Annotated in this window: 24 protein-coding genes; 16 read left to right on the top strand and 8 right to left on the bottom strand. The window is 47.4% G+C overall.

Annotated features, from left to right (window positions below):
- The first annotated feature begins 44 nt into the window (after nucleotides 1-44).
- From L4D79_RS12440 to L4D79_RS12420, 5 genes are all read left to right on the top strand, one after another.
- Entirely contained in the window at nucleotides 45-671 is a 627-nt protein-coding gene (locus tag L4D79_RS12440; RefSeq protein ID WP_428651892.1) for a GNAT family N-acetyltransferase, read from the top strand.
- 229 nt (nucleotides 672-900) lie between these two features.
- Nucleotides 901-2,520 (top strand): methyl-accepting chemotaxis protein, encoded by a 1,620-nt coding sequence (locus tag L4D79_RS12435; RefSeq protein ID WP_428651891.1) that lies wholly within the window; start codon nucleotides 901-903, stop codon nucleotides 2,518-2,520.
- 102 nt (nucleotides 2,521-2,622) lie between these two features.
- Nucleotides 2,623-4,023, top strand: a complete 1,401-nt coding sequence (gene asnS / locus L4D79_RS12430; protein WP_428651890.1) for an asparagine--tRNA ligase — start codon at nucleotides 2,623-2,625, stop codon at nucleotides 4,021-4,023.
- A 243-nt stretch (nucleotides 4,024-4,266) separates the two neighbouring features.
- Nucleotides 4,267-4,785, top strand: a complete 519-nt coding sequence (locus tag L4D79_RS12425) for a DUF2937 family protein (protein WP_428651889.1) — start codon at nucleotides 4,267-4,269, stop codon at nucleotides 4,783-4,785.
- Nucleotides 4,786-4,914: 129 nt separating this feature from the next.
- Nucleotides 4,915-5,493, top strand: a complete 579-nt coding sequence (locus L4D79_RS12420; protein ID WP_428651888.1) for a hypothetical protein — start codon at nucleotides 4,915-4,917, stop codon at nucleotides 5,491-5,493.
- An 86-nt stretch (nucleotides 5,494-5,579) separates the two neighbouring features.
- Here the strand turns inward: L4D79_RS12420 and L4D79_RS12415 are convergent, their stop codons facing one another.
- Nucleotides 5,580-6,491 carry a LysR family transcriptional regulator gene (locus L4D79_RS12415; RefSeq protein ID WP_428651887.1) on the bottom strand — a complete coding sequence of 304 codons (912 nt, stop codon included), beginning with the start codon at nucleotides 6,489-6,491 and terminating at the stop codon, nucleotides 5,580-5,582.
- Between the two features lie 341 nt (nucleotides 6,492-6,832).
- Between L4D79_RS12415 and L4D79_RS12410 the strand changes: the two genes are divergently transcribed.
- The 7 genes from L4D79_RS12410 (at nucleotide 6,833) to L4D79_RS12380 (ending at nucleotide 12,105) form a co-directional block, all read left to right on the top strand.
- Nucleotides 6,833-7,285, top strand: coding sequence for a copper chaperone PCu(A)C (locus L4D79_RS12410; RefSeq protein WP_428651886.1), 453 nt, complete (start codon nucleotides 6,833-6,835; stop codon nucleotides 7,283-7,285).
- A gap of 15 nt (nucleotides 7,286-7,300) precedes the next feature.
- Complete coding sequence (locus L4D79_RS12405; RefSeq protein WP_428651885.1) at nucleotides 7,301-7,906, top strand: cytochrome c3 family protein; 606 nt, start codon at nucleotides 7,301-7,303, stop codon at nucleotides 7,904-7,906.
- Nucleotides 7,907-9,568: an Lcl domain-containing protein gene (locus tag L4D79_RS12400; RefSeq protein ID WP_428651884.1), complete on the top strand. Its 1,662-nt coding sequence runs from the start codon at nucleotides 7,907-7,909 to the stop codon at nucleotides 9,566-9,568.
- A 61-nt stretch (nucleotides 9,569-9,629) separates the two neighbouring features.
- The gene (locus tag L4D79_RS12395) at nucleotides 9,630-10,730 is read left to right on the top strand and encodes a YncE family protein (protein ID WP_428651883.1); all 1,101 of its coding nucleotides are present in this window, start codon (nucleotides 9,630-9,632) and stop codon (nucleotides 10,728-10,730) included.
- 9 nt (nucleotides 10,731-10,739) lie between these two features.
- Nucleotides 10,740-11,309: an SCO family protein gene (locus L4D79_RS12390; RefSeq protein ID WP_428651882.1), complete on the top strand. Its 570-nt coding sequence runs from the start codon at nucleotides 10,740-10,742 to the stop codon at nucleotides 11,307-11,309.
- Nucleotides 11,302-11,775 carry a TlpA family protein disulfide reductase gene (locus tag L4D79_RS12385; protein ID WP_428651881.1) on the top strand — a complete coding sequence of 158 codons (474 nt, stop codon included), beginning with the start codon at nucleotides 11,302-11,304 and terminating at the stop codon, nucleotides 11,773-11,775. The genes L4D79_RS12390 and L4D79_RS12385 overlap by 8 nt, the downstream gene beginning before the upstream one ends.
- Nucleotides 11,776-12,105 (top strand): c-type cytochrome, encoded by a 330-nt coding sequence (locus tag L4D79_RS12380; RefSeq protein ID WP_428651880.1) that lies wholly within the window; start codon nucleotides 11,776-11,778, stop codon nucleotides 12,103-12,105. It begins immediately after the preceding gene.
- An 85-nt stretch (nucleotides 12,106-12,190) separates the two neighbouring features.
- On the opposite strand, the gene L4D79_RS12375 is transcribed toward L4D79_RS12380, so the two are convergent.
- Nucleotides 12,191-12,661: a YehS family protein gene (locus L4D79_RS12375; RefSeq protein WP_107348390.1), complete on the bottom strand. Its 471-nt coding sequence runs from the start codon at nucleotides 12,659-12,661 to the stop codon at nucleotides 12,191-12,193.
- A 148-nt stretch (nucleotides 12,662-12,809) separates the two neighbouring features.
- Between L4D79_RS12375 and L4D79_RS12370 the strand changes: the two genes are divergently transcribed.
- A complete protein-coding gene (locus tag L4D79_RS12370; protein ID WP_107348391.1) occupies nucleotides 12,810-13,031 on the top strand; it encodes a VF530 family protein in 222 nt (73 codons plus the stop codon).
- Here the strand turns inward: L4D79_RS12370 and thiE are convergent.
- The 3 genes from thiE to L4D79_RS12355 all read right to left on the bottom strand — a co-directional run bounded on the left by thiE (nucleotide 13,028) and on the right by L4D79_RS12355 (nucleotide 14,756).
- Nucleotides 13,028-13,651, bottom strand: coding sequence for a thiamine phosphate synthase (gene thiE, locus L4D79_RS12365; protein WP_428651879.1), 624 nt, complete (start codon nucleotides 13,649-13,651; stop codon nucleotides 13,028-13,030). The two genes, L4D79_RS12370 and thiE, sit on opposite strands and share 4 nt — an antisense overlap.
- A gap of 9 nt (nucleotides 13,652-13,660) precedes the next feature.
- Nucleotides 13,661-14,449, bottom strand: a complete 789-nt coding sequence (gene thiM / locus L4D79_RS12360; RefSeq protein ID WP_428652588.1) for a hydroxyethylthiazole kinase — start codon at nucleotides 14,447-14,449, stop codon at nucleotides 13,661-13,663.
- Nucleotides 14,450-14,567: 118 nt separating this feature from the next.
- The gene (locus L4D79_RS12355; protein ID WP_428651878.1) at nucleotides 14,568-14,756 is read right to left on the bottom strand and encodes a hypothetical protein; all 189 of its coding nucleotides are present in this window, start codon (nucleotides 14,754-14,756) and stop codon (nucleotides 14,568-14,570) included.
- Between the two features lie 166 nt (nucleotides 14,757-14,922).
- On the opposite strand from L4D79_RS12355, the gene L4D79_RS12350 reads away from it, so the two are divergent.
- Entirely contained in the window at nucleotides 14,923-15,672 is a 750-nt protein-coding gene (locus tag L4D79_RS12350) for an enoyl-CoA hydratase-related protein (RefSeq protein WP_428651877.1), read from the top strand.
- A gap of 111 nt (nucleotides 15,673-15,783) precedes the next feature.
- Here the strand turns inward: L4D79_RS12350 and L4D79_RS12345 are convergent, their stop codons facing one another.
- On the bottom strand, nucleotides 15,784-17,130 hold the full coding sequence (locus L4D79_RS12345) for an MFS transporter (RefSeq protein ID WP_428651876.1): 1,347 nt from the start codon (nucleotides 17,128-17,130) through the stop codon (nucleotides 15,784-15,786).
- A 589-nt stretch (nucleotides 17,131-17,719) separates the two neighbouring features.
- Here L4D79_RS12345 and L4D79_RS12340 point away from each other — a divergent pair.
- Nucleotides 17,720-18,910 carry an amino acid aminotransferase gene (locus tag L4D79_RS12340; protein WP_428651875.1) on the top strand — a complete coding sequence of 397 codons (1,191 nt, stop codon included), beginning with the start codon at nucleotides 17,720-17,722 and terminating at the stop codon, nucleotides 18,908-18,910.
- 90 nt (nucleotides 18,911-19,000) lie between these two features.
- Here the strand turns inward: L4D79_RS12340 and L4D79_RS12335 are convergent, their stop codons facing one another.
- Nucleotides 19,001-19,306, bottom strand: coding sequence for a hypothetical protein (locus L4D79_RS12335; protein WP_428651874.1), 306 nt, complete (start codon nucleotides 19,304-19,306; stop codon nucleotides 19,001-19,003).
- A gap of 304 nt (nucleotides 19,307-19,610) precedes the next feature.
- A complete protein-coding gene (locus tag L4D79_RS12330; protein WP_428651873.1) occupies nucleotides 19,611-20,021 on the bottom strand; it encodes a MarR family transcriptional regulator in 411 nt (136 codons plus the stop codon).
- A 406-nt stretch (nucleotides 20,022-20,427) separates the two neighbouring features.
- Here L4D79_RS12330 and L4D79_RS12325 point away from each other — a divergent pair, with 406 nt between their 5' ends.
- Entirely contained in the window at nucleotides 20,428-21,102 is a 675-nt protein-coding gene (locus L4D79_RS12325; protein ID WP_428651872.1) for a DUF2982 domain-containing protein, read from the top strand.
- Nucleotides 21,103-21,116 lie beyond the last annotated feature (14 nt).

Here is a 21,116-nt window from a genome sequence, read left to right as displayed (position 1 = left end):
GCGAGTAAGGTTCGCTAATATGGCCGCAAGAAAACGAGGTAGTTATGTCAAAAGAAAACTCTAGGTCAATTTCAAAAACAAATTCAGGGTCATACTCACAATTAAAACAAGGCGAGTCAGTCGCGTTTCACGACTCATTGACCATCAGGCTTATCCAGCCATCAGACTTGAACGATATCATCAGCATGTTTGATGATGACCAGGTAAACCAATACCTATTTTTTGCTCCAGCGGATGAGAGCTTATACCAAGGCTTCTTCACGCCCATTATTGAAAATACCCAAGAAGCGATTAGCAACGGGGTATGGCCTGATAGCCCCACCTTTATTATCCGCGACTCGCAGGGCCGCTACATGGGGATGACCGCCATCACTCAGGTAATGTTCTGTGACGGCAATTATGAAGTCGGTTACCAGCTACCAGCCCATGCTTGGGGACAAGGTATCGCAACCAGTGCCTGCCAGTTAATGACGAGAATTGGTTTTACGGAATTAGAGAGCCATAAGATCAGCGCTGACTGCTACGGCGCGAATATTGGTTCATACAAAACACTGGAAAAATGCGGCTATCAGTTTGAAGGACGCCAAAAGGACTACTACAAAGTCGAACAAGGGTTCGATGACAAAGTCTACTACGGCATGACCGCCGCACAGTTTATTGCCCAGCAGTAACTTCGCCCTAACAACCCAAGCATTTTCTTGGGTTGTTTCTTTATACCGAAACCTCTCGAAGCCCACTAAATATCTTGCTGCAACAATCAGCTAGGGGTTCGCCCAGATCACATTCAAGTCACGTTCTCACCTAGAATATTTGCTCAGCATCACACCAACAAAAACCAACCATCTCTTAACATTTCAAACACATTACAATATCCACAATAAAAATAAGAGATCATGGAAGATGCGCCTAACAATTGCCAACAAACTGCTGTTTACCCTATTTTCTGTTTTCACTATCGTATTGGTCAGCAGCCTGATTTACGAAGCGAGGCAACAGAAAAACCTGCTAGAGTCGGTGATCAGTGAGCAAACCCTCGATAAAGCTGGCAACTACTTTGATAGCTTAAATATGATGATGCTCACCGGCACCATGTCGCAAAAGGAAACGCTTCGGGAAAAGGTGCTATCACACAGTGGTATTGAGAATGTCCGGGTCGTTCGCGGTCCTGGCATCACCCAGTTCTTCGGCCCCGGTTTGGAAAACCAGGCGCCAGCAGACAACTTCGACCAACGGGCGCTGGCCGGCGAAACCATTACCGAGACCATTACCTCAGAGAGCGGCAAAAAATTGTTAGTCGCCCTACCGATGAAAGCCAGTGCCGACTACCGGGGAACCAATTGCTTGCAGTGCCATATCGTGCCAGAGAATGATGTACTTGGTGTGGTTAGGCTGGAATACGATCTGACGCCGCTCTACCAGCGAGTTAACCAACAGCTGCTGTCGGCAGGCAGTATCATGGCAGCCATCGCGGCAACAGGGTTCCTCTTCACCCTATTCATGATCCGCCGGATCATTGTCAGCCCGCTAAAACGACTGTCTAATTACATGAAGACCACCAGCAAGAATAAAGATTTGAGCCAGCGGCTGAATGAAACCCGGCAAGATGAAATTGGTGAGCTATGCAATAGTTACGACCAAATGCTGGATAACTTCTCTGGCAGCTTGGTGCAAGTCCAGCAGACTTCAGAATCGCTGACCGAACAAGCCAACCATTTGATTTCGGTATCATCCCATACCACTCAGGCTGCTGATAGCCAACGCGTCGAAACCAGTGACATGTTCAATGCCATCGATACCATGCAGCAGCAACAACATGACATCGAGCAGCGTACCACTGAATCTGCCACCTTGAGCCAACACGCCGCTGAGTCGGCCATCACCGGTACCCAACTGGCTTCTGAAGCCGGCGAGAGTATCCAATTACTGGTCAAAGACATCGAGAACGTCAAACTGAAAATCGACCACCTCAACCAGCAGAGCCTACAGGTAGGCAGCATCCTTGATGTGATCCGCAATATTGCCGAGCAAACCAACTTGCTGGCGCTCAACGCGGCCATTGAAGCGGCAAGGGCCGGTGAACAAGGGCGTGGCTTTGCCGTGGTTGCCGATGAAGTACGTAGCCTTGCCACCCGCACCCACCAAGCCACTGGCGATATCCAGACCATCATTGAAACCCTGCACAATGATTGCGACGCCTCTGCAGACGCTATCGATACGACCTGCCACACAGCCTATGCCAAAGTCGATACCATCCAAGAATTATCTGCGGCTTTAGCGGCAATGGGCGATCAGAGCCAGGTGGTTAACAACCATGCCATCGACATTCAGCAGCAAAGTGCCAGCCAAGCCTCATTGGCAGATGGTATCCGCTCAAAAGTCGACACTATCACCCAACATGCAGACGATACCGCTACTCACGCCCAGGCATCGAAAGAAATTAGTGTAAATCTTGAACACTTAGCAGAACAATTAGAGCGATTACTGCATCAATTTACCCTTTCAGGCAATAACAAGGGTTGATGCGAAACGTAAGACAGGTAATATGGTCTCCTTGGACTGTGTATTGGGGTAAAATACCCGGCAGTACACTAATAAAGTGCCTTAACGGAGAATAATTTACACATGACTTACGCGCCTGTAACAGACGTACTTAGCGGTAAGCTAGCGGTTGACAGTGAAGTCACTGTTCGCGGCTGGATCCGTTCACGTCGTGATTCCAAAGCTGGAATCTCTTTCCTTGCCATTTATGACGGCTCTTGTTTCGACCCGATTCAGGCCGTGGTCCCTAATGAGTTAAATAATTACCAGGAAGAAGTGCTTAAGCTGACAACTGGTTGCTCTGTTGAGGTCACAGGTAAGATTGTTGAATCACCAGCTAAAGGCCAGGATTTCGAACTTGCAGCAACCGACGTTAAAGTGGTTGGTTGGGTTGAAGATGCTGATACTTACCCAATGGCGAAAACTCGTCACTCTATCGAGTACCTTCGTGAAGTGGCACACCTGCGCCCTCGCACCAACGTAATTGGTGCGGTTGCACGTGTTCGTAACTGCTTGTCTCAAGCTATCCACCGTTTCTACCACGAGCAAGGCTTCTTCTGGATGTCAGCTCCGCTTATCACTGCATCTGATGCAGAAGGCGCTGGTGAAATGTTCCGCGTTTCAACGCTTGATTTGGTGAATACACCAATGACAGACGCTGGCGAAGTGGACTTCGACAAAGACTTCTTCGGAAAAGAGACCTTCCTGACGGTTTCTGGCCAGCTGAACGCTGAAGCATACGCGTGTGCACTAAGCAAGGTATACACTTTCGGCCCGACTTTCCGTGCTGAAAATTCAAACACTAGCCGCCACTTGGCTGAGTTCTGGATGGTTGAGCCTGAAGTTGCATTCGCTGATCTTAATGATGTAGCAAAGCTTGCAGAAGACATGCTTAAGTATGTATTCAAGGCTGTACTTGAAGAGCGCCGTGATGACCTTGAGTTCTTTGCTCAGCGCATCAACAAAGAGGCAATCACTCGTCTAGAGCAATTTGTTTCTTCTGATTTTGCACAGGTTGACTACACCGATGCAATCCAGATCCTGAAAGACTCTGGCCGTGATTTTGAGTTCGACGTTGAGTGGGGCATCGATATGTCTTCTGAGCACGAACGCTACCTGGCTGAAGAACACTTTAAAGCTCCGGTTGTTGTTAAGAACTACCCGAAAGACATCAAAGCGTTCTACATGCGCATGAACGAAGATGGCAAGACAGTTGCAGCCATGGACGTACTTGCACCGGGTATTGGTGAAATCATCGGTGGTTCTCAGCGTGAAGAGCGCCTAGACCTACTAGACAAGCGCATGGTTGAGATGAACATCGACCCTGAGCACATGAACTGGTACCGCGACCTGCGCCGTTACGGCACCGTACCACACGCTGGTTTCGGTTTGGGCTTCGAGCGTCTGGTAACTTACGTTACTGGTATGGCTAACATCCGTGATGTGATCCCGTTCCCTCGTGCACCACGCTCTGCAAATTTCTAACATCTAATCATCGTTAGAAATGTACAGGACGAGCTTTATGCTCGTCCTGTTTGTTTTCTGCCGCGCTAAATCCAACTGACTCCCCCCTTGATTTAACAGCTTCACTCCCCCTCCAGCCCTTTTTGACATTCGCAGAACATCCACCAATCACACTACGCTATAAATAATAACGCAAAGCTTGGCTCCTTTTCTTTGAAAGAGATTTCTGTTTATATTCAGAGAGACGCGAAGTATGGAGGCACCATGATTAAACGGATAATTGATAGGCTTATCTTCGGCGGGCTGTTGATAGCAACGCTGCAAATCCCCATGTTGGCTGACCATTACCTGCAGTACCTTTCTGGCTTTTATGATGCAAACAAGCAGCAAGTTAGCAGCTATGAAGACAATGCTCGTCTGCACGGCTTTGACAGCGCCGAGAGTCTGATCAATGCACTGTTACAGGAAAAGAACTCTATTGTCCGGGTTGATGCAGAACAAAAACGAGACGTTCTCCAACAGCACCACATGCTTGAGCAGGCGATAGAAACTCTTTCAGAAGGCCACCTGATCGAAAAAGCGCTTTATATGTTTAATCCGCTAAGGGTCGACGAACTTCAGCGAGTGTTAATTCATTTCAAACCCGGTATTCCGATTGATATGGAAAGTATTGCTATCTGTGTAGTCATCGCTTTTGGACTCAACTCCGTGCTGTATTTACCCTTGATGCTATTTCAACGCCGTCGGAGCAAGGCCTCTCGCCCAGCGCCATCCCATACCTAACTGCTGATGAAAACAGCAGATACAAGTTTAATCGACACGAGCCAATAGACTTAGTTATTGGCTTCGCATAAGCTTATGCCCATCCGCTTGAACCTCTCAAGCCACTGCCAGATACCCAATGAGCCTACTATGATCAGAGACGTCACCCTAGCCCCAGCCAACCAATGGAAAAAACCCTTCGTTTCCGAGGTGGCTGAAATTATCAACCTGCTCAAAGAGTATGGTTACGATGGCGCTACCCTTGCGCGATTAACGGGTCTACAAGAGAAGAAACTCTCTGATTGGATGTCACGCTACAAGCGTGAACCTGAGAATATGTCTGATATCCCATACCCTTGCTGGTGTTTCCTCGCCGCTCTGGTTGGCCGACCAAATATTCAAAACAATGGTCAGCCGCTTGAAGTCGATGCAAGAAAAGTAATGCGTGCGTTCAAACCAACCGCATTTAAAAGCAAGAGTGCTTTTGAGATGCCGACGGAAAAAGAATTCAAGCGCGTAATCGGCGACAACACCTTTACGGGGATCACGATTGACAGCCTTAGTGACACTTTTCAGTGGAAACCAGCCCAACTGGCTGAAAGTTTAGAAAAAGGGACTCTGCCTTTCTTGAACTGGTGCCTGATCTTAATGCTGTGTGGCTTCAATGTTCAGAAAATGCTACTGAATCAACATGACGGTGATATTAGCCTGGATGAAAGCGCAGGATAAAGCGTGAGTAACCTCGTAAATGATATAAAGCCAGCGTTGGAAATGACGCTGGCCTTATATAGGGCTGGTCAGAATTTTAAAAAAGACTATAGCTCCTTGGCTTTTTGGTGCCAGTAACTCTGAAAAGTTGTGAACTCTTCGATAAAAATTTTGTACCGCTTGGGTGTATATATATTCGGCTTAAAGATAATGTACATCTCACACTGCTCGAACCACTCCCCCTCAAACAATTTCACCAACTTATTTTGCTGAACCCACTCGATGGTCTGGCTCTCCGGAATCAAACCAATCCCGAATCCCCCCAAAGCCAATTCGATCGCTATATCAATAGAATTGGTGGTCATATCTCCGGTCACTTCTGCAATTTTTTTATCCCCTAGCTTATTTCTAAGCCGCCAGAATTTTTCTACGGTTGGGGTAATGGTCTGGGTTATACACTGGTGAAGTTCAAGCTCATGGATATTTTTGGGGGTGCCATGCTTTGCTAAATATTCAGGTGAGGCATAGCAGTAGCGATGAAAATTGGTAATTTTCTTACAAACAACCGTTTCATCCGCTGGTTTAATCGGGGATATCATCAAATCTACATCTTCGAACCGCTCAAGCGTATCAGGAGGCAACGTCTGAAAATGCAAGGCAATATTAGGATATTTCTGGTTGAAGTCAGGTAAAAAACGTTGGGTAAGAAAACGGGCCATAGGGTGAAGGCAACCAATACGAAGCAAGCCGCTCCCCCCTTTTTTCTCAGCATGTAGCTCTTCAATGCTTCGCTCAATAACATCAAGGATCTGACAGGAAGATTTAAGGAACGCCTCTCCTTGGGGTGTCAAACAAATACTACTGCCACGGCGGTGGAATAAGGTCACCTTCAAGCTTTGTTCCAAGCTTTTTATTTTGCGGCTCAAGGTCGGTTGACTGACATCAAGCGCTTTGGCTGTTTCGGTATAATTCAATTTCACCGCCAACAGCGAAAACATTTTAATTGCATCTAAATCCATTGCGACTCCGAAAACCACCCTCAGCTTCCTTCAACGATTATTATCGCTCAAGTTTGAATATTCTTGATAGTTCACACTTATTGAGAAAAAACCGACCACTTTTTTGATCTCACTTGGGCTATTCACTTTATGAATAACCCTTATGAGGTATGTGTGTATTGCAAATTCTAGCGCTCTTTATAATTGCCTCAAAACACTAACTATTCCTTTTGTGAGTTGGCTGTAAAAAGGCCTGTCACTTTACAAGCAGCGCGAGAAAACACCGGGAAAAGACAACCCCAGCCCCACATTCCGTCGACAGCTTGAAAATAAACTCTCTTTCTAGCTTTTAAGGAGTTCCAATGAGAACGCTAATCGCAGGTATCGGATTACTAGCAGCCGGGCACACTATTGCTGGTGTTTCCGTCACTGACTGTGTGATTGTTGAACCTGTCTCCAACAAAACCCACACGGCCCTGTATTTTAAGGTTGATTACACCCTCAACGACGAGATGAAATCGCTTCGCCTCCCTTCCCCAGAAGCGATCCTTGGGGGCGATGTGACTGTCTTGTCAGATCATATTGAAATGCATGAAACCACCATGGACAACGGTGTTATGAAGATGACCCAAGTACCAAAAATCTTCCTCAAGGAAAACGACCAGGTCAGCCTTGAAAAAGGCGGGTTGCATTTCATGCTATTTGACTTGAAACAACGCCCACTCGAAGGGGAAACCTACCCGATCAATATCTGGTTCAGTTACCTCGGTGATGTGCAGTGCACCGCCGATGTAGTGAAAATCCAACACATTTAAGCCAATGGATTGCCTATGTCAATTTTCAACAAAATAAAAAAAATAAAGCGCTCGAGTTTCGTCGTCTTAGTACTTGCCATTGTCGGAGTGGGGATCTTTGCCGTACCAAAAGCCATGCATGCCGTAAGTTCAAATGACTTCTGTGCATCTTGCCACACCATGGCCCCAATGGCAGAGACCTTTGCCAGCAGCCCGCATGGTGGCGGTGGTTCAAAAGGCATTGTCGCCAATTGTGTAGACTGCCACCTACCAGTATCCAATGTTGTCGAAGAACTCTACGTCAAAGGCAGCTCAGGCATGCGCCATATGTGGGGGGAGTATGTATTGGGCATGGAATCTCTCGACTACCAAGAACTGCACGAAAAACGTACCGATTTTGTCTATGACTCAGGCTGCGAAAGCTGCCATCAAAAACTTGAATCAAGAGCAGTAACTGCCAACGAAAGCTCACCGCTTGCCGATCAGGTACATCAACTGGCGTTCAATAAACGTGATAGTGACCCTGACTATCAATGTGCCAGCTGCCATTACGATATTGCTCATCCTAATTTAAAACACAACATGCGCCTTCGTGAAGAAGATAAATTACGCGACCACCTCGCAGCATTGGGAGGCATCTAAATGAAACCTTTAACCCTACTTTCACTGAGCATTGCCAGCACTCTTTATATTTCTCATTCTGCCAATGCATCCCCACGCCAAGACATTGATAACGGATATGAAGACTACACCATCAACCGCACCATTGAGGATCTGACGGCCAAAGAACGCCAAGTCGCCAACCGGATCATCTACGGCTGTTACATGGGCTGCCACCGACCCGCCGTAGAGGAAGTCCCAGAGACCCTGAGCCCGAAACTTGAAGGCCTAGATGCCCAGTATTTATATAACCAATGGGTGGATATGGATAATGAGCGCCACTCTGGGGTGTCATCTCAGATGAAAGAACTCGTTTATGCGTTCAGCCCACGGGATATGGCCAATACATCGATTGTCCTCTCGACCCGTACCATGAAATATAACCCGATGGATCATGTACTCGTGAGCGAGGAGTTTGCCAACGGCAAAAAACTCTATGACCAATCATGCAAGATGTGCCACGGTGAACAAGGTGCAAGTGAACATTCGGCCTACCCACCGCTGAAGGGCCAAATGCCAACCTACTTGTTCGAGCAAATGATCTCTTACCGCAACGGCAAGCGAACCAACCGCCAAGCCCCAATGATGGTGCCTTTTGCCAAGATGTACTCCGAAGAAGATTACAAAGACATAATTGCCTATGTCACAGGTCAGGAAGTCAAGCAGGTTGAACGCCAGGAGTTCATTACAGGTATCGGACTGCCAGCACCCGAAGGCTTCGTCTTGCCCGATTCGGGCCAAATCCAGACCTTTACCGACTCCCCAGGACAAGACTCCGATTACATCAAAAACCCACTGAGCTATACCATTAGCAAATCTGGCAAAGTCACCCTAGATAACAACACCAAGTTGATGTGGGAACGTGATTCGTCACGGATCTGGATGACAGCAGCTGAAGGTCAGACATATTGCGATAACCTTGAACTCGATGGCTATACCGATTGGCGTTTTCCATTGATGAAGGAACTACAGAGCATTGCTGATATGGGTGACTTCCGCCCGGCAATTGATATGGATGCCTTCCTCAACATGCCACGGCAGAATTCTGGCATCTGGGCCTTCCCAATCAGTGACCACCCTGATCATGTTTGGCATATTGGCTTCCCCGATGCCCATATCATGGGCCAGCATACCGCTTCCACAAAATTAGTTCGCTGTGTCCGTGCAGACAACGGGGCGGCCTACCACAACATGAATTATGTCGATAACAAAGATGGTACTGTTTCCGAGCTGGTCACCGGACGTATGTGGCAGCAAGAGATTGACTTTAACCGCCGTGATTGGGAATCGTCACTCCAGTACTGTAGCAACCTTGAACTTGCAGGCTATTCGGACTGGCGCCTACCCAACATCAAAGAGGCGGTCTCGATTGTTAATTACAACAAAACCTCACCATCAATTGATGAAGAATTCTTCCCCAATACCCCGGTGAAATACTTCTTCTGGACCAGCACCTCAGATGTTGCCGGGCCAACCTTACATGTTAGACCGCTTGGCAAGAGGAAGAAAGATCAGAGCGCTGACGAACTGGATTTGCGCCATACCGATGACAACGAAGGCTGGGCCCAAGGCTACATGATCGGCTCTGGCTACGGCATGCAAAAGGACAATGAGTTTTACAACCGTTGTGTACGAACTCTCTAGCTATTGTGGTTACACCACTCCCTTCAGCTCAGGGGAGTGGTGATTTTGTTAGGTAATAATCATGCGTAAACGACTCCACCTATTTTTTATTGGCTTCATCGCAACATTTAGCTTCTTCGCCTATGCCGACCTGCCTCGCTATGATGACGGTGCCCGCTGGGCATTTATTTCAGAACAGGACACAACCCGGGTTGCTGTAGTTGATACCTTCGAGTTCAAATTGGCAGGCTACCTAAAGCTGAAAGCAGTACCGACCCAAATGGAAGTCTCTGATGTCCAAGACTTGCTGATCTACATCGATGGAAAAAGCCCGAAAGTGTACAGCTTTGATTTGGTCACACACAGCAACACCGAAATGTCACTTAACTACATTCCTACCGATATTGTTTTCCACTCGGATGGTGCCCAACTGGCTGTCGCAGGGCCGGACCAAATCGATATTATCCGTCCGCTAAAGCAAGAACATGTCACATCCATCTCCGGAGTAAAATCACCATTTAGCATGATTTTCGACAACGGCGGCTACAACCTATATATCTCCGAGCAGCAATCTGGCAGAACCTTGGTTTACCGAAACCATGATGGCAAGCAGTCCAGTTTCCAAATGGGAACAGGCAATATCTCGCCACTGACCCTATCGCCTGACGCTCGCTTGGCACTGGTATCAGACTACAAGTCTGACTCGGTAGTCGTCCATGACTTATTCAACGAAGCCCCCTACAGCACCTATGCGATGGATGCTAAACCGTGGCGCCCCTATGTTAGCTCGGACTCGGAACACATGGTTTTTGTCTCAGAAGACGGTAAGGCCAAAGTTATCAATACCTGGTCAGGAGAGCTGGTTAATGAATTCAAACTTGGCCATGCACCGCGCTCAATCCGTACCGGTTGGCTGGAAACTATCGGGATTGTCGAAAGCCTACAGAGTTTGAGCATTTTCGAATTGGCCGGCGACTCGCCAGCCCTGCAAGTCCCTTTGGCGACCCCTCTGCATGATGTCGTAGTGGTATCGGACTCCAAAACCCTGTTTGCCACCCAACAAAACAGCAGCGACTTGTTCATTTATGACATCCGCACCCAAACCCAACGCCCAACTATCGACACCGGTTTGACGACCCCCTTGCTGCTTGCAATGGGGATCACTAACACCATCTGCCACTAGGAGCCGACAATGATGACAATCCCCTATCGTGTAGCCTTGACCCTGCTTGGCGGTATACTTCTTGCTACCGGTGTAGTCGCTAAACCACTGCAGTTTACCCTCGAAGATCAAAACTTGGGAACCGTAACCGAAGAAAGTTGGCCCGGGAAGTATTTGCTTATCGGCATTGGCTACACCAGTTGCCCCGATATCTGCCCAACAACCGTGCTCGATCAAGTCACTGCTGTCAGTTCACTGGCCGATGACAAAGACCAGGTGATACCTATTTTCATTACGGTAGATCCCAATCGTGACTCGGCGGAGAATATGGATTTGTACGTCAAATATTTCTCGAAAAAGATGGTCGGCTTGTCCGGTACTGACGAGCAAATCAAGCTGACAGCGAAAAGCCTGCGAGCAACCTATGGCTACTCACTACAAGGTAAACCCATTTATCCTCCGCTCCCTACGCGCTATGAAGTATTCCATTCTGCCTATCTTTATTTTTATGGTCCCGACCGTGAGCTAATTGATGTATACGGCTACGGCGAAGGTGGTGCCAAGATTGGACGCAGTATCAAGAGGCATTTAAATGAATAGATGTTTGATTTACCTCGCCTCATTGTTTATTGCATTACCGACATGGGCCAGTGAATGTCCAACACCTTCAGGGTTCGAACTAAACACAACAAATTTCACCTGGCAACGTCACTCGCCAGCTAAAGTGAGACTCGTTAACCTCTGGGCAGTCTGGTGCCCTCCCTGCCTCAAAGAGTTGCCCATGCTTGATAGTATCGCCAACCAAGCAAGCTTTGCCGTGGAGACTATCCATATCGGTGATAATCCGACAGCTATCGACACCCAATTCGATAAACTGGCGATAACACACCTGCCACAAACCATCGAAGCAGATGTTGCCACTCTACAACAATGGGGCTTTCACGGACTGCCCGCCACGATGATAGTGGTCAACCAGCAAGTAATGTACCGCTACTCAGGATATATCCAGCATTCGGCAGATCGGCTGGCGAGTTGGTTAACCTGTCTTGCCAAGGAGAATATGTGAATGAAAAAGGCTACGATATGTCTGTTAGGCTTACTCTCATGTCCCCTGTTTGCTGACGATGCAATCGAGCAAGGTAAAATGTTGTATCTTTCTCCGGGAAAAGGAGGGTGTGCGTCCTGCCATGGTCCGACAGGCAACGAACCTGCGATGCCCATGTACCCCAAACTTGGCGGTCAAATGGAGCAATATACCCTCAACCAACTCAATGACTACAAGAATAAAAAAAGAAAGAATGGCTTATTCGTGCCAATGGAAGTTGCTATGGAGAGTTATAGTGAAGAGGAAATGCAGTTAATTGCCAAATTTCTGGCTGCCCAAGGCAGCATGTAGGTTAAAAATAACAAAGGCTACCAGATACTATATAACTGGCTGGTAGCCTCTATTTATCACGTTAAGGCGTGAACTTACCCAAATGTTACTCTGCCGCTTCCGGGCGGAACTTATTCTGCACACCTAACAAGAAGTTGCGCAGGATCTGATCTTTACACTCACGGTAATGCTTGTTGTCCGGCTTTCTGAAAAAAGCACTAAGCTCATGCTTGCTCAGATTGAAATCAGCACTCTCCATGATTTCAAGAATATCTTCCGCTTTATAGTTCAACGCAATACGCAGTTTCATAAAGATCATATTATTGGTCAGACGCGATTCTGGCTCAGCCTGCGGGCCTTCTTTTTTGCCGCGTTTTTCATTGATCAAGCCATTTAGAAAAATCGCTAATTCACGATCTGTGCATTTTTTAAATGCAGGATCGTCTTCTTTTTTCAACCAATCACTAACTTGCTCACGTGTCACCTCATGTTCCGCTGCAGCAAAAATATTGATCATCGCTGAGTCGTTGAAGTCGAAGGTGTAGCGGATACGTCGCAAGATATCGTTATTGAGCACAATAAATCCTAAAAAATAATGCAGCCTTGCCAATATGGCTCGCTGCGAAGTTCTTCTATAGTCTAACAGATATTAATAGCCGAAGATTCAATCGTGCAACCCAAGCTGGTATAGTGCCACTCCCAGATCAAACCATGAAGCAGACTCAATGAACCAGCACCAACCAAACAACCCATTACACGGCCTTACCCTGCAAAACATCGTGCAAGAGCTCGTCGACCATTATGGCTGGGAAGAACTTGGCAAAATCGTCAAAGTGCGTTGTTTCAACAGTGACCCAAGTATCAAGTCGAGCCTGAAGTTCCTGCGTCGCACTGAATGGGCGAGGAAAGAAGTTGAGCAACTGTATCTCGATACCTTTATCATCTAATTACCTTCGCCGACCAAAGCCAATAACTGCTGGCACGCTTCCTTTGGCGAGTCAGCATGGCAAATCGCCGATACCAGCGCGATACCGTCGGCACCCGCTTCAATCACCGAACGGATGTTCCCCTGGTTAATCCCGCCAATAGCCACCAACGGTAAGCGACTAGACTGCGCGGCTTTCGTCAAACCATCTAGCCCCCACGCATACACCGTATCAGTTTTAGTTGGAGTCGGAAAAATAGCACTCAAGCCAAGGTAATCCACTGGCAGATTTTGCGCCGCTTCTAGCTGCTGTTCATTTTCTACCGATAGACCCAAAATTTTCTCTTCGCCAATCAGGCGACGGGCGATATAAGCAGGCATATCTGACTGTCCTAAATGGACACCATCCGCATCAACAGCCAGAGCAACATCGACCCGATCGTTGATGATCAGCGGGATCCCCGCCGGCTGTAATAACACCTTGATCGCTCGGGCACGCTCAATGAAGGCTCTGATATCACCATGCTTTTCACGCAACTGAACCATAGTGACACCACCAGCAACCGCCTCGCTGATCACAAACTCAAGCTGTTCGATCTCTTGATGTTCATCAGTCACCAAGTACAAGCGATAATCATACATGGCAAACTCCTAGCACTCTGTAATTTTCAAACGTGACTTAATCGTTTCTTCATCAAGCTGATAAATAGTATCCAGCAAGTTCACCTGCAGACTGCCCGGGCCAGCTGATTTTGCCGCCGCTAACTCACCAGAAACACCAAGAATAGCCGTTGCGGCCAAACCCGCATTAACCCCGACAGCCGCAAATGCACCGGTAAGAGCGGTATGCGAACAGCCCATTCCGGTCACAAATGGCATCATTTCATGGCCATTGTTGAGTGCAATGACCCTATCGCTATCCACGACATAATCAGTCGCACCGGAAATCACTACGGTACAGTTATAGTTTTCAACTAGCGCTTTAGCAGCATTCACTGCGGTATCACTGCTATCAAGGGCATCAACCCCTTTGCTCTGGGCCGACTCACCCGCCAGTGCTATCACTTCTGAAGCATTAGCACGAATGACCAGGTTATCTGCCAATTTTGCCAACTGACGTGAAGCCTCGGTACGAAGCTGGCTCGCCCCACAACCAACCGGGTCAAGCACGACCGGCTTGCCATTGGCATTAGCCTGTTCGACCGCATAAACCATACGAGGCACCCACTGACTGTCTAGGGTGCCGATATTGATCACGAGGGCACCGGCAAACCCCATCATTTCAGCCATTTCCTCTCGGCTATGGACCATAATTGGCGATGCACCTACAGCCAGCAAAGCATTAGCCGTATTGTTCATCACCACATAGTTGGTCACATTGACAACCAAAGGCTTATTCTCACGTACTTTTGCCAGTGCATCGCACACTTGCTGCACCAAATTCTCTGTCTGGGTATTCAAAGCGGCATTCCTTTCTCGAAATCATAACCGTCAGATTATACCTAAGTTGCCGTCTGCTACGGACTAAAAACCCTAACAAGATGGCAAAAAGCGAAGTCTAAAGTTTATTAATCGCTTCAATATCCTCTTCTGGCAATATAATGGCATCGGGAACCACGACTTCCCCACTTGAGTTGGTCTGGACATCATCACCCGGTGACCAGTCATAGCCACTATCTGCCGACTGGCACCCAGCTAAAGTGAAACCAGTGACAACGTAGATCACAGCCAGCAAACGACAAGACATACTTCCTCTCCATAATGACACGCAGTTCGGTTAACTATAGCTCTTAGCTGAATACTGTCTTTCCATCGTTAGATCTCACTTTTTGTGCCATTGATTGGCATCCCGCTAAACCTTGTCCATGATTAGTAAATAATACAACTCCTCTTACCACTTAAGGACAGCTGAAATGGATATTCGCATTACACGCAGCGGGCCGATTCTGGATATTCAATTTACTCGCCCAGAAGCCAAAAATTCCCTTAATCAAGCCATGTACCATACCTTGGCAGATACCATTACTCAGGGTAACCATTCCTCAGAAACTCGAGTAATTGTATTGCGGGGATTACCGGAAATATTTTGTGGGGGCAATGACATGCAGGACTTTGTTGCTATCTCGCAAGGCATGGCAGACTTTCATGGCGAACGGTTTATGAAATCGCTGGTAGAGTGCGAAACGCCGATCGTTGCCTCTGTTTCAGGCCCTGCAATAGGTATAGGTACCACCATGTTGCAGTTCGTCGATGTTGTGTATTGCTCGCCATCCGCCGTATTCAAAACACCATTTGTACAATTAGGGCTTTGCCCGGAGATGGCTTCAAGTACCGAGTTTTCCAAACTGGTCGGCCCAAGAAAGGCCAAAGAAATGTTATTGCTGGGTACACCAATGACCGCCGTGGAGGCGCGAGAACTGGGCTTTGTCAATCAAATCAGCAACACGCCTGATGACCTTGCCCTAAAATGCGCTGAGCAAATTGCTCTACTCCCTCCCAAAGCGATGAAGATCAGTAAAAGCATGCTTGGGCAGCAAGATAAACAGCGTTTGTTGCGAACCATTGAAGACGAAAACGTCCAGCTGATAAAAAGGATCCGAAGTGAAGAGGCCAAGGAGGCTGTGAGTGCCTTTTTAGAAAAAAGACCGGCTCAATTCAGTTAAGTTTGACTCTCTTGGCTATTGGCTATTGGCTATTGGCAAAAGACACATCCCCCACCATCGCGAACTAGGCCAGCATTACGCTGGCCTTTTCGTAGCGTCAAGGTGTTGAAGTTAAACTGTAACAGCTTTTGCCGATACACCTTGTTCAATTTTGTTAGGCTCATCCTCGTCTTTCACAATACAGACGACTAGGCCGGCGAATACCATTGACCCCCCACCCAGAACAATCGCCATCATGGTATTGCCGTCAAACGCCCAGCGGGTAAAGAAACCCAGAATACCTGCAGCCAAGATTTGTGGCAGTACAATAAAGAAGTTGAACACCCCCATATAGAAGCCCATCTTGTGCGCAGGTAATGCCCCGGCAAGGATCGCGTATGGCATACAAAGAATACTTGCCCAAGCCAAACCAATACCGACCATATTCACCATTAACATTGCTGGGTTGTCGATAAGAGAGATTGAAGCAAGGCTCAAACCACCGATGATTAACGATAGGCTGTGAACAAATTTACGACTAGTACGCTGTGCCAGCCAAGGCAGGGCAAAGGCTGCCAGCGCAGAAATACCGTTATAGGCAGCAAAGCACAACCCTACCCAGTCAGCCCCCTCGTTATACAGGGTCGAGCTGGTATCTGTCGTTCCGAAAATTTGCGAGGTTACTGCTGAGGTGGTGTAAATCCACATTGCAAAGAGGGCAAACCAAGAGAAGAACTGTACCACTGCCAATTGCATCATGGTCTTAGGCATTGCCTTGATATCTGAAAAAATAGCTTTAAGACTCGCCTTTTCTTCCTGCTGTTCAGGCTCTGTATTATGAAAAGCGGCTAACTCATTCGGCGTGTATTCTTTGGTTCTGAACACAGTCCAAAGAATCGATGCCACAAATACCAAAGCACCGCACAGGAATGAAATCTTCACCGAGGGTGGCACTTCCCCTGCCGGTGCAGTATTGGCCACATTGAACACATTGCTCAGCAGGTAAGGCATGGCGGATGCCACAACCGAGCCGACACCAATAAAGAATGTCTGAACGGCAAAGCCTTGGGTACGCTGCTCGGAAGGAAGGTTATCGGCCACCAAGGCCCGGAACGGCTCCATTGAAATATTGATAGACGCATCCAAGATCCACAGCATACCGGCAGCCACCCACAGGTACGGTGAATATGGCATGATAATCAATGCCAACGATGAAGCAATGGCCCCGCAGAGAAAATACGGACGGCGACGGCCGAGTACCGTCCAGGTGCGGTCACTGAAGTAACCGATGATCGGCTGGACGAGCAAGCCGGTTAACGGTGCCGCTATCCAAAGAATCGGGATTTGATCAATGCTGGCTCCCAGCGTTTCAAAAATTCGGCTGACATTGGCATTTTGCAAGCCAAAGCCAAATTGAATCCCCATAAAGCCGAAGCTCATATTCCATATCTGCCAAAACGTAAGGCGTGGCTTTTCCATTGAGTGTTCCCCGATAATGCCTGCTGCAAAACTCATTGAAACTGCAACAGATTTACAATATTCGGACAAAACAGATGATCGTTTTTATATTCAAACCCAGGTGACTTCAAAATACGAAGCTTAGAGATAACTTGGGTATATTAGTATGTTTCTGAATTAACCGAGGTGAAAACAGGATTTTTCTATGTTTACATCGTCAATTCAGGCCATGATCATCACATTTGACCGATTTCCATCGGGAAGCAATGCTATGACAACCCCACCCCTACCAACTGTGATCAGTTTCACATAGGGTCACACTTGCATATTTGATTTATAATTAAATTACGTTTTTAGATGAAATTTATACAGATTTAGCGAGACTTGACGCACAAAACATCAGTATTTCATTGTATTTTGTTGTAATTTTCTTGCAAACAACATTGATGAGACTTTGGCCACTTTGCTCAAATGTTAGTGAAAACTAGTAACAATTCACTGCTGTCATATTTTATTTGGCCAAGATGTTACAATTTCTTGTCAACCGCCGGTGATAAAAGGTATAAAGAACATATTAACCTTTTACCATTACCAGCATGGATGATTGACAATGTTTGAGAAAATTTCTGCTGCACCCGCCGATCCAATTCTTGGTTTAACTGAAGAATTCAAGAAAGACACCCGCCCTGAAAAAATCAATCTTGGCGTAGGTATCTATAAAAATGAATCAGGTAATACACCGGTTCTAGCCACCGTCAAAAAAGCGGAAGCGATTTTGCTGGAAAAAGAAACCACCAAGTCTTACCTAAGTATCCCTGGCACGGCAGAATACGGCCTGGCTGTACAGCAGTTGTTGTTCGGCGCCGACTCGCCAATCATTTCATCCAAGCGAGCACAGACAGCACAAGCCCCAGGCGGTACGGGTGCCCTTCGTCTAGCTGCTGAGTTTATCAAGCGCCAGCTTGGCGATGTAAAGGTCTGGATCAGCAACCCTACCTGGGCCAACCATAACGGTGTGTTCACCGCTGCAGGCCTTGAGACCGTGCAATACAGCTATTACGACGCGCAAAGCAAAGACATGGACTTTGACGCAGCCCTCGCTGATTTGGCGAATGCCGCTCCTGGTGATGTTGTTCTGCTTCACGGCTGCTGCCACAACCCAACGGGCATCGACCCGCAAGCACCACAATGGCAGCAGCTGGCTGATCTGTGTAAAGAGAAACAGCTACTACCTATGTTTGACTTTGCCTACCAGGGCTTTGCCAAAGGGGTAGAAGATGATGCTCAAGGGCTTCGTATTTTTGCAGACCTGTGTGAAGAACTTCTTATCGCCAGCTCATTCTCGAAAAACTTCGGTCTATACAACGAGCGTGTCGGTGCGTTCACGTTAGTTGCTAAAGATTCCGCTGAAGCGACAACCGCATTTAGCCAAGTGAAGAGTATTGCCCGCGTGATCTACTCCAATCCGCCTGCACATGGTGCCGCGATTGTGACCGAAATTTTGAACGATGTAGCCCTACGAGCCGAGTGGGAAGTTGAAGTGGCAGACATGCGCGATCGTATTCAAGAAATGCGCACGCTGTTTGTTCAGACCCTGAAAGAGTTGGGTGTCGAGGCTGACTTCAGCTTTATTGAACGTCAAAACGGTATGTTCTCTTTCTCTGGTCTGAATAAAGACCAAGTGAACCGCCTGAAAGACGAATTCGGTATCTATATCGTTGGCTCTGGCCGTATCAGTGTCGCCGGTATGACCAAGGCAAACATGCAGCCGTTGTGTAAAGGCATTGCCGCGGTTCTTTAACCAGCGCCTAACCCTCTTACGACATCAGCTAAAGACAATAACGGGCGCTTCTGCGCCCGTTTTTTTATGCTGATGCTTTAGTCATGCCGATTAGCCAGACTTGTCTAACGGTAGCACGTTACAGAACAGCTCTCGTTCGTATTGATGCTCCAACTGCTCGCGCCAAGGTTTGTTCGTCACAGGAACCAAATAGAAATTTTCTCGTGATGTATCAGTGACAAATGCCATACCATGCTGCATGAGTTCGTAGTGGATATCGTTGACGAACCCTAGCGAAAAGCTTTGGCGTCCAGTCAGTTGGTTAATGTCTTCCCTTGTTAAACTCACGCCTGTCTCATCGTTAGCGAATCGATCGCGCAACCAGCCGGCGAACTCTCTAGCACTTATCATTGTCATAAACTCGCCTCCGCATACACGTCTTGAAATCCAAGACGTTACTGATAGGTGACTATTTATAATAAGTTATAGCAGAGATGAGACATAACGACAGGAGAATGCAACACGTTTATCATTGAGATACAAATTAGCGCAATATTGAGACAGTATTACAAATGTTGCAGGATGACGGTTTGAACGGGGGAATATAACAAAAAAAGAAGGGTTATACCCGCCCCTGACAAAATCAGGAACGGGCCTGGCTGCAATTCCAAAACGGTTAAGAATCGCCCTGCTTCAGGCAGCGCGCTTCATCATTTTGGAATTAAAGTGCTTTGTAAAGCACCTTGTTGCCTGCCAGTTGGATGCGCTCAACCAAACCTTCTTCGGTCAGTTTTTTCAGCGCACCAGTGGCCCAAGAAGCCGCTTTGGTGTCTTCTTGGCCCGCTTCAAGACCAATACCTTTCGGATTGATGCCTTCAGCATTCTTAACAACAATATCTAGCACTTGCTGCTGTTTTGGAGTCAAAGACACTTTCACAGCAACAGGGGCTGCTGCTTCAACTGACTTCTGCTCTTCAACAACAGGTTTCGCCGCTGGAGCAGCTTTTACTGTTTCTGCAGTTGGTGCTTTTTTCACAACAGCCTTAACTGCTGCTGGTTTTGCTTCAACGACAAGACCTTTAAGGCGTTTTTGTAGTTTCAGCTGAACTTTACGTTTGTGAGAGATTCTCATTAAATTTCCTACTCCGTTGCACTACTTTCAGTCACCACCATTCATCAACCTGAAAACATAACAGGCCGATACTTCCAGCGGGAAAAAGTAAGCGCGTGTTATACCAAGGATGTCAGAGAAATACCAGCAAACGGTTATTTCATCCGCAACAAAAGGTGATTTAACTCAAAAATAGGCGACCACCTCTCATTTTTGATGTTTTGCAACTGACAGGAAAAAGCTCGAAATAAAAAGATGTTATGGAAATATGCAGGGATATTTCTGCATCTTCGCCAAACATCTGGATAAATCCCCATATGCAATTAAAGGGTCATTAATCATAACGAAATATTAAAATGACAACTTCAGTGATCGTTTTGGCCATTTCGGCAATACTTAAGTTGATCAAAACAGATCGGTATTGGCTATGCGCGGCAGTTTGAAAACACGGTACATCACCACCGGTATCACCCCTTACCAAGCGAACCTGTTTATTGCAGGTATTGCGGGGTTCGTTGTTGCCACATTCATTGGCCTGGTATTCCCCGCCGTGGCTCCACCCGTTGTCGCCATCTTATTGATTGGCGCGTGCATTACGATGCTTGTAGGTTACAAATATTCACAAGGCCCAGAGCTTTCTTTCACCCTGACTTTTATGCATATCCAGTTTCACAGCCATTGCGGTGGCTGGCTCGCTCGCTGGAAAAATATCGATACTATCTCCCAAGCCAGCATTGCCAAAGACGGCTGGCATCAGCCGGTTCCTTGGGTTGGTGTTAGGCTCAAAGACTATGAAGAGTTCATCGCGGCTATTTGCCCTCGGGTCGCCACCAAGATCCTTATCGATCAGCGAATCCTGTTGATCATGGCCCACAAAGGACTCGACAACCCGCCCTTTGAGATAGAAGACATCATGTTCGATGATCACCACTACACCACCCAATCCGGCAATGTGCTGAAAGGGCTGCAAGCGATGCTAGCCAACCGAATGCACTATAATCGAGAGCTTCTCGGTTACGACTTCTTCATATCTGAAGACTTTTTGGACCGCCCGGCTGCCGACTTTGCCGGCTTGGCAAGGCGTTATCTCGCAGCAAGCTGAGGGGAATAGACACA

Source organism: Photobacterium satsumensis, from assembly GCF_050336935.1.
Lineage (GTDB): Bacteria > Pseudomonadota > Gammaproteobacteria > Enterobacterales > Vibrionaceae > Photobacterium > Photobacterium satsumensis.
The sequence above is the reverse complement of the archived record's forward strand: the minus strand, read 5'-3'. Positions and strand labels throughout refer to the sequence as shown.